2 protein-coding genes are annotated in these 2877 nt (G+C 42.8%); both read right to left on the reverse strand.

Annotated elements, in window-relative coordinates; all coding sequences use genetic code 11:
• Positions 1-172: 172 nt before the first annotated feature.
• On the reverse strand, positions 173-2359 hold the full coding sequence (locus ACLL8Z_RS11660) for a sulfatase-like hydrolase/transferase (RefSeq protein ID WP_411274965.1): 2187 nt from the start codon (positions 2357-2359) through the stop codon (positions 173-175).
• A gap of 11 nt (positions 2360-2370) precedes the next feature.
• The coding region (locus ACLL8Z_RS11665; protein WP_411274966.1) for a sulfatase-like hydrolase/transferase at positions 2371-2877 on the reverse strand (507 nt) is incomplete at its 5' end.

Raw genomic sequence — 2877 nt, forward strand, 5'->3', positions numbered from 1 at the left:
GCGCCATATGTAACACTAAACATGATTAATATTAAAGTCGATAAGAATAGGCAGCTGTTTTTCATTGATGTTTATTTAATTTTAAAATGTATGTTATGTAAAGATAATAACTTTATCACTTTGTAATTTATTTTGAGAATTTGTCCACTGCGGGAATTCTTTCACAGTTAATTCAAATCCTTGCATTCCGCAGAAAAACAGAAGGTGGTACAGACTGTTTGTTGATTGCAGGGCCACTCCACTGAAAATCGAGCAATGATCTGGCTCCTTTTTTGGATGTATAATACAATTTGAATGGATGTAATCCGGATTTAAGTCTGATAGAACCCCGCCGCTCAGTTCCGCCTGCATAGGCAAAATCTGCATCGATAACTACAGCATCATGAATGCGCAGGAAAGCTCCACGGTTCGTATTCAGGGAAAAAGTGTATTCACCATCGGCCGGTATCCTGATATATCCGGTAAAATAGAGTGTTTGAGTTTCAGTTTCTTTGTTCACGTCGATGTCCGGACGGTCGGCCGTTCCGGTTTCGTACGGTTTTAATGGAGCAACATCCGGTACCCAAAGAAAATCACCTTTGTAGGCTTTCCATTCAACACCTCCTAGAGTTTTTATGTGCGAAAGAGCGGGCACCAGCTCATCATCATACGGACGTTTGGCTGAATTATTCGGGCGGCGCGACTGAAGAACCTTGTCTTTCATTAATTGCTGAACCGCTTCCATTCTCGGATTACGGGACAGGTTATTTGCCTGCTTCGGATCTTTAATGATATTAAATAGTTCGAAATTATCGCTATGCGAATTTATATTGTAACGGATCCCAACATACTTATTTATACGGACCATCTGCATCTGTTTGCGTATTTTACCCTGGTGATCCGGAATAAATTCATCATAATCAGGGGTTTTTCCGCCTTCAAAATATTCAACGTAAACCAGGCTTTTACGTTGTTTACCTGATCCTGTAAGTGACGGAACCAAAGAAACACCATCGGCAACAGCCGGCGCCGGCACTCCGGCTAGTTGAGCAAAAGTTGGCAGCCAGTCGTATGAAGAGCTGGGTGTTTTCACAAGCCGCCCGGCAGGGATATGACCAGGCCAGTAGGCAAGAGCGGACACCCGTATCCCTCCTTCAAGCACGTCGCGCTTAATGCCATCGAACGGGCCAAAACCATTAAAAAAGTCGGGTTCATAATCTTCTGCCAGATACGATTCTCTTGAAGGTCCGTTATCACTGGTAAATACAATCAGGGTATTATCGTCAATTTTCAAATCCTTCAATAGCTGGATAATATCCCCAACCGCGCTATCGATCCGCCGGGTACTGCTTGCATACCGTTTGTAAACATCCGGCCAGGCCACTTCGGGTGTAGTAACGTTTTTATCATGATCATAAGATGCATGTGCAAAATCGGGATGAACCCACGAATCAATAACTCCTGAAGCTGTATTGATCATGTGCCCCGGTTGGCCCAGCCATTGCAGACCTCCTTTAAGGCCGCCACCTTCAGGATAGGCCTGAGTTGGCAGTTCGAGTACGGCGTGCGGAGTATCGTAGCCCAGAAAAATAAAAAATGGTTTTTCTGATTTCTTTTCCTGCTTATGTTCGGTGATCCATCTTTTAGCTGCCGCTGTCCACAGGTCAGCTGTATAACATTTGTCCAGATCATCCGCAATATTTTGCCGGTTTTCATACACCTCTTTTTTCCCACGGTAAATTCCCTCTTTGGGATAATGTTCGTGTCCGTCTCTATGGCGCATGTATCCTAAAAAATAGTCAAACCCACGGTTTAGCGGATGTGCCACCCAATCCGACTGCTTATCACCCTGCCCCTGCAGCCCCCATTTCCCAAAGGCCGCCGTTGAATATCCGGCCATTTTTAAAACGGTGGATATAGTATGATTGTTATCTAAGGCTTTATCGAACTGATTGTCACGTACATTGGCATGACCCTGATGTTGCCCCAGCAGAAGCGATGCCCGGGATGGTGCACAAACCGGGGCAGGGCTGTAATGGTTAGGTAGCTGGACTCCCTGAATAGCCATGCGATCGAGATTTGGTGTTTTGAACCAGGGTTCGCTTCGTAAATTGACTTTGGCCCTCTGATTTTGAAACTGAAAACCGAGATCGCCCCATCCAAGATCATCGGCCATTATAAAAATGATGTTTGGTTGTTTGCTTGTTTGGGCCTGAATTTCCTGACTGTAAACTACACACATTGCGCAGATAGCAAGTAAAAGCTTAAAATAATTCGCGTTCACGATATATTTAGAATACAGTTTTAATTCATTTTTATAAATCCGGCTGATATCTTTCCATTTTTCAGAAATGGATGAAGGGAAATTTTTCGGGGTCATTGATTTAATATTTAATCCTTTCCTCGTGTTTGGGTTTTTTCCTTTACCTGCTTAAGCATCTCCGAAAACTTTTTAACTTGTTCAGGATATTTCTCTGCCAGGTTATTCTTTTCTCCAATATCTTCTTTTAAATTATAAAGCTGAGGTTTAGGATTATTTCCCAGTTCTATATTTGTCAGGAGATTCATTTTAGGCCCCTTGCCTGGCTCAATGTATTTCCAGTTTCCCTTAATAATTCCTAATGTATTATTAAGCGATTGTTCAACAACATATTCTCTCCCTATTTTTGCACCAAGTAATGTTTTAAGATTATTAAAACTATCGGGCGCATTGTTCCCAGTAATTTTCTGCCCGGTTAATGCCGCGAAAGATGCATAGAGGTCTACCTGGCTGAATAAAGCATCTGATACTGTTCCTGCTTTAATTTTTGCAGGCCATCTTACAATAAACGGAACTCTTGTAGCGGCATCAAAAGCACTATACTTTCCTCCTCTCATATTACCCCATGGCGTATGCCC

This window comes from Daejeonella sp. (assembly GCF_046590655.1).
Lineage (GTDB): Bacteria > Bacteroidota > Bacteroidia > Sphingobacteriales > Sphingobacteriaceae > Daejeonella.

Excerpts from the sequence above, each read along its gene's own strand:
- ACLL8Z_RS11660 (WP_411274965.1), bottom strand. The coding sequence starts at position 2,359 with ATGACCCCGAAAAATTTCCCTTCATCCATTTCTGAAAAATGGAAAGAT.